Genomic DNA, 6,308 nt, shown 5'->3' with positions numbered 1-6,308 from the left:
TCGATATTGCGTTCGGCGAGCGCGGTGATTGACATGAATGGGTTGCAGCCAAGGTAGCCAGGTAGCAACGACCCATCATTCACATAAAGATTGTCGTACCCGTTGACCCGGCCGAAACTGTCGGTGGCGATACCCCGGACGCAGCCACCCATCGGATGAACCGTGTAGGGCTCGAAGATCTTTCCTTCGAATACGTCGCTGCGATAATCCACGCCGTTGGCATGGATCACTTTGTCAAAAACCGCCTGCGCTCTTGCTGCCAGGTGGTCGCTATATCCTTCGGGCCAGTCGATACCGATCGTGTCGGAATGGCGATTGTAGGTGATGTTCGCACGATCACCAGTTTTTACCATGACATAGTAGCCCAAGGTGAAAGTTTCTTCCGGCAGCGGAATGGAGAACATGCTGGCGTAGACCGGGTTATCCGGGTCGTCCCGGCCATCGAGGTTGATCATTCCCATGAGTGACTGCTCAGTCCCCGCCGGGTCGGTTCGTTGGAGCCCGTGGGCGACCATGACGTCGCCGTTGTTTCCATATCCACGCCCGACTTCGGCGCTCAGGTTGGGCAGCGCACCGGTGTCACGAGCCCGCAACAACAGCTTGTTCGTTCCCAGGACTCCCGCGCTGATAAACAATTTATCGCAACCGAATTCGTGGCGCGCTAGCTCTTTGCCCCACCGGTCGATTTCGCGGGCAGACACGACGTATTCGCCCGAGCGTTCGCGCCGGATATCGGTTACTTCGGTCAGGGGTTGCAGGGTGACTTTGTGAGTCGCCAAGGCAGTTGCGATATAGGTCTGGTCGACGCTGCCGAACCGGCCGTAGTTATTTCCGTATTGCTGCTCCAAGTCGAGCGCTGAACGTGGAACCTCGCGGGCCTGTTCTTTCTCCATATAGTCGAAGGAGTACGCGCTCCCGTTGTAGTCGACCTTATATCCCGCTTCGTCCGCATATTGGCGGCCCACGCGCGCATATTGAAAACATGGAGTTTGCTCGAACCAGTCCATGTCACGGTAGTTGATCCGCAGCGTATTGGCGGCTCGTTGAATGTATGTTCCGAGGAACTCGGACGCGTCGATGTCTGGAAAGGTGTCGCGGACTTGGTCCGGCGTGGGAATGGCGGCTATCGCAGCGTTGATCATGGATCCGCCCCCGACGGCTATGCCGCGGAACACGGTGTGCGCACCGAGGACAACCTTGTCGCAAATTCCGGCCTGAACCGGCTGGGGCGAGGGAACGCGCTCGGCTACCGCATCGATCGAGATCCCTTCGAAAGAAGGCACCAGGCTTGGCGGATGCGCGGTGAACCAGCCGGCGCGAGTGTCGGGAGGCAACATCCGGGAAAATCGCTTGCCATCCTGGTCAGGGGTGTCCCATAGCCTGCCCATCTCCAAAACCAGCGTGTCCACACCCGCCTGGGCGAGCCGCAACGCCGACACGCCGCCGCCGTAACCGCTACCCACCACAATCGCCGGGTAATGGCGGCGAGAGGCCGTCGGCTTCCGCGCGGATTCACACCCGACGATCCCGGCGCCGACGGGCCATGCCGCAGCCGCGATACCGGCGCCCAGAAAATGTCTGCGCGATATCTGCGTCATGAGCACTCGCGAGATGGGTGTCGCGCCAGCGATTGCTTCCCGCGGCGGGGGCACAGCGCGACCAACCGAATGTCGCCGCCGTAGTGGTCGAGCACGCGTCGGTCCATCACCCGGCGCCACCACGCGGGAATCCATGCGATCACGATCATGGTGGCGTACCCAGCCGGGAGTTGCGGCGCCTCATCGACATGGCGTAGCGCCTGAAACGGCCGCAGGGGATGAGCATGATGATCAGAATGGCGTTGGAGGTGGAACAGGAAGATATTTGCGACCAGCGTGTCGCTGTTCCAACTGTGTGATGATTTCACCGGTTCATACCGGTCGGCGGATACTTTCTGGCGCCGCAGCCCGTAGTGCTCCAGGTAGTTGACGGTCTCCAACAGGGAAATCCCGATTACCGCCTGGCCGACGAGCCAGGGCAGGACGACGACGCCAAACCAGATCGCCAGCACCGCATACAGCAGGACGCTGAGCATCCAGGCGTTCAGCACGTCGTTCCGGACAGACCAGGACGACTGCTTCGTCCGTGCGTGGCGTCGCTTCTCGGTGCTCCAGGCCGACCGGAGACCGCCCACGACCGAGCGCGGAATGAAGCTGTAGACACTTTCTCCCAGGCGCGCGCTGGCCGGGTCTTCCGGAGTCGCGACCCGGACGTGGTGTCCACGATTGTGCTCGACATAGAAATGGCCGTAGCAGGTCTGTGCAAGCGCTATCTTGCTCAGCTTCTTGTGGACCCGCGGTTTTCCGTGCCCCAATTCATGTGCGGCGTTGATGGCGCAGCCGCCGACTATCCCGACGCTCACCATCAGCCCCAGCTTGGCGGCGAAAGTCATGGTCAGCCAGCCGCCGCCGGCCCACAGCCAGCACGCGAGCAGCAGAGACGGATACTGGCCGAACGGGTACAGATAGGTGGCCCATCGATACACGGCATCTTGCTCCAGTCGCCCGAGCGCACCGTCGGGAGGGTTGCTTGCATCGGGGCCGACGACACGGTCGAGCAAGGGTATAACCGCGAACGCCAGAAACGGGCCGCCCCACCAGAACGCTCCGAGGCCGGTGACCCGCACGCCGAGCCACGAAATGACCACGAGCACCGGCACTACCGCGCCGAGCAGCCACAGATACCGCTTGCGGTCCCGCCAACTGGACGCCGGGACCAGCTCGTTGGTCTGCGGATATGTCCACCCTTCAGGCGGCACTCTCGACTCTGTCGACCCCAACGACACCCTCCTGAACGGCCCGGCTGAGATCCTAAATCATCCAAGTGGCCGTTTCCGCTTCAAATTCGTGACGACATTTCAAATTCGTGACGACGTGGTGTCGCCTCTCCCCGATGTGCTGCACCTCCCGTGTGTCACGGCATTCACGGGGGAGGCGAGGAGATCTGTCATTTGTCGAAGAAATAGACATTCACCGCGACAGTGATAACGGTTGTGTAACAACCTCCTGATGGTGCTCTCGGCAATCTTGTGCCTTTCGCGTCAGCCAATAGCATCGGGGGATTCGCCTGGTTTCGCTGAAAGCAAGGAATGAGTGCCATGTCATTTGTGATCGCGGGGCCAGAAGAGTTGGTGGCGGCCGCTTCGGATTTGGGCAGCATCGGTTCGGCGATCAGCGCGGCCAATGTTGTCGCCGCGGCCCCGACCACGGGACTGCTGGTCGCCGCGGGCGACGAGGTGTCGGCGGCGGTCGCGGCCTTATTCAACGCGCACGGCCAGGCGTATCAGGCGATCAGCGCGCAGGTGGCGACGTTCCACGACCAGTTCGTGGGGGCCCTGGTCGCGGGTGCGGGATCGTACGCCGGCGCGGAAGCCGGCAATGCCGCGGTGTTCGGGGCGAATCCGCTGCACAACCTGGAGCAGGAGGTGCTCGGGTTGGTCAACGCTCCCAGCCTGGCGCTGACGGGACGCCCGATCATCGGCAACGGCGCCAACGGCGCCCCGGGCACCGGTGCAAATGGCGCACCCGGTGGTTGGTTGCTCGGCAACGGCGGCGCGGGCGGGTCCGGCGGGTCGGGCCAAAACGGCGGCGCGGGCGGGGCCGCCGGGCTGATTGGAGTCGGCGGGGCCGGCGGGGCCGGCGGACTGATCGGCACCGGCGGGCAAGGGGCCGCCGGTAACGGCGGGAACGGCGGCGCCGGGGGCGCCGGCGGGTGGCTGTTCGGCGACGGCGGGGTGGGCGGCGGTGGGGGGGCCGCGTATAACGCCGCCGGCAACGGCGGGTCCGGCGGGTTCGGCGGGTCCGGCGGGTTGTTCGGCGGCGGCGGGGTCGGCGGGGTAGGCGGGATCTCAGACGGCGGGACCGGTGGGAACGGCGGGGCCGGCGGCACCGGCGGTCTGCTCGCCGGGCTGGTCAGCGCCACCGGCGGTGACGGCGGGTCCGGCGGGTTCGGCGGCGACGTGCCCGGCGGGGCCGGCGGGGTCGGCGGGAACGGCGGGGCCGGCGGTCTGCTCGGTGGGGCCGGTGGGGCCGGCGGAACCGGCGGCGGGTCGGGATCTACCGCTGGTGCGGGCGGGAACGGTGGCAACGCCGGTCTGCTGTTCGGCACCGGTGGGGCCGGCGGGGCCGGCGGGTTCACGTCGGACGGGGTCGGGGGATCAGGCGGGAACGGTGGCAACGCCGGCCTGCTGTTCAGCACCGGCGGGGCCGGCGGGGCCGGCGGGACCACCTTGAACGGGGTCGGGGGATCAGGCGGGAACGGTGGCAACGCCGGCTTGCTCAGTTGCGGCGGGGTCGGCGGGGCCGGTGGATACGGCGGCGCGTCGTTCGGCGACGGTGGCGGGACCGGCGGGACCGGCGGGACCGGGGGGCAGGGCGGCCTGCTGGTGGGCGACGCTGGCGCCGGCGGCGCCGGTGGAATCGGCGCAACGACCGGCGGGGCCGGCGGCACCGGTGGCAATGCCGTGCTGATCGGCACCGCCGGCAGTGGCGGCGAGGCCGGGGTCGGCTCAACGTCCTTCGGCAACACCGGGGCCAACGGCGTGGTGTCGCCGTTGCAGCCGGCATTGAACGTGATCAATGCCCCCGTCGAAACGCTGACCGGGCGCCCGCTGATCGGCAACGGTGTCAGCGCCACCCCGGGATCGGGGCAGAACGGTGGGCCCGCCGGCTGGTTACTGGGCAATGGCGGGGCCGGCGCAGCAGACGGCGGCAGTCAGAACGGCGGGGCCGGTGGGGCCGCTGGGCTGTTCGGTACCGGCGGGGCCGGCGGGGCCGGCGGGGCCGCCGGGGCCAACGGCGGGCCCGGGGCCAACGGCGGGGCCGGCGGCGCCGGCGGAATCCTGTCGGGTAACGGCGGGGCCGGTGGGGCCGGCGGGGCCGGCGGGATCGGCGGCGACGGGGCCGGCGGGGCCGGCGGGGCCGGCGGGGCCGGTGGGGCCGCTGGGCTGTTCGGCAGCGGCGGGGTCGGCGGTCTCGGCGGGCTCGGGGACGGCGGCAACGGTGGGGCCGGCGGGGTCGGCGGGAACGGCGGGTTGGTCGCCGGCGGCGGCGGCGGCGGCGGGGTCGGCGGTATCGAGTTCGGCGGCGGCGGCGAGGGCGCGTTCGGCGGCGGCGGCGACGGCGGGGTCGGCGGCGGCGGGGTCGGCGGTATCGGGTTCGGCGGCGGCGCCGGAGGCGTCGGGGGGGCCGGCGGACACGGCGGTGGGCTGTTCGGCTTCGGCGGCGCCGGTGGAACCGGCGGTGTGGGCTATGACGGCTCGGGCGCCGGTGGGGCCGGCGGCAACGCGGGCCTGCTGTTCGGCTCCGGCGGGGCCGGCGGTGCCGGCGCTTCCACCTTCATCAATGGCCCCGCCGGTGACGGTGGCTCCGGCGGAAACGGCGGGTGGCTGTTGTCCAACGGCGGTGACGGCGGGGCCGGCGGAGCCTCCATATACAACTTGCCGGCCGGCGCCGGCGGGCACGGCGGCGACGGCGGCCTGCTCGGCAAGGGCGGGACTGGCGGGGCTGGCGGAACCGCCGACCAGATCAACGCCGCGGCCGGCGGGGACGGCGGCACGGCCGGTCTGCTGATCGGCACCGGCGGGGCCGGCGGCGCCGGCGGGGAGAGCGCGTCTTATTCCGGTGGTGACGGTGGAAACGGCGGTATGTCCGTGCTGCTAGGCACTGGCGGCAACGGCGGCAACGCCGGGCCCGGCCAGGACTCGGGCATCCCCGGTGCCGGCGGTGTCGCGGCGCTGCTGGGTGTGGACGGGTTGAACGGGTTGTCGTAGCCGAGCTCGCGGCACGTCGGCTCGACCCCCGGGAAGACTGCGGGTCGGGTCTTCTACGGAACCTTCAAAGGCGCCCCGAAGCTTCCCGGAGCGGCGACGCCCGATGGCGCCGGTGACGAAGCTTTTTGCGGCACAACGCTGGCGAGATGACATCGACGACGCCGAGGTGCAGGCCACGAGTCGGCTCGGCGCCATCGACAGTCGGAACATGGCCACCACCGCTCGACTCCGGACATGGCCCTTCTGGAGATGAGACGGGCTCGCGAGCGGTCACACCTGCGGCTACGAACCCGGCGGCTCGACGGGGGCCACCGCCAAGCCGCCTTCCCATTCAGACCCCACCGCCCGACCGTCCAACCGCTTGGTTGACAATCAAGTCAACAACACCCGTCGAAAACACCCGTCGAAGGAGACATCACCATGGCTGAAGCCGTCATCGTCGAGGCGGTCCGCTCACCCGTCGGCAAGCGCAACGGCGGGTTGTCCGGCGTGCACCCCG

Annotated in this window: 3 protein-coding genes; 1 reads left to right on the top strand and 2 read right to left on the bottom strand. The window is 68.7% G+C overall.

Annotated features, from left to right (window positions below; all coding sequences use genetic code 11):
* A partial coding sequence (locus AC2VOP_RS21465) for a GMC oxidoreductase (protein WP_486962842.1) occupies positions 1 to 1,598 on the bottom strand: 1,598 nt, incomplete at its 3' end.
* Positions 1,595 to 2,698 (bottom strand): alkane 1-monooxygenase, encoded by a 1,104-nt coding sequence (locus AC2VOP_RS21460; RefSeq protein WP_486962841.1) that lies wholly within the window; start codon positions 2,696 to 2,698, stop codon positions 1,595 to 1,597. The genes AC2VOP_RS21460 and AC2VOP_RS21465, both read right to left, overlap by 4 nt.
* Positions 2,699 to 3,136: 438 nt before the next feature.
* On the opposite strand from AC2VOP_RS21460, the gene AC2VOP_RS21455 reads away from it, so the two are divergent.
* On the top strand, positions 3,137 to 5,809 hold the full coding sequence (locus AC2VOP_RS21455; protein WP_486962840.1) for a PE family protein: 2,673 nt from the start codon (positions 3,137 to 3,139) through the stop codon (positions 5,807 to 5,809).
* Positions 5,810 to 6,308 lie beyond the last annotated feature (499 nt).

This window comes from Mycobacterium sp. TH-M106 (assembly GCF_057473765.1).
The sequence above is the reverse complement of the archived record's forward strand: the minus strand, read 5'-3'. Positions and strand labels throughout refer to the sequence as shown.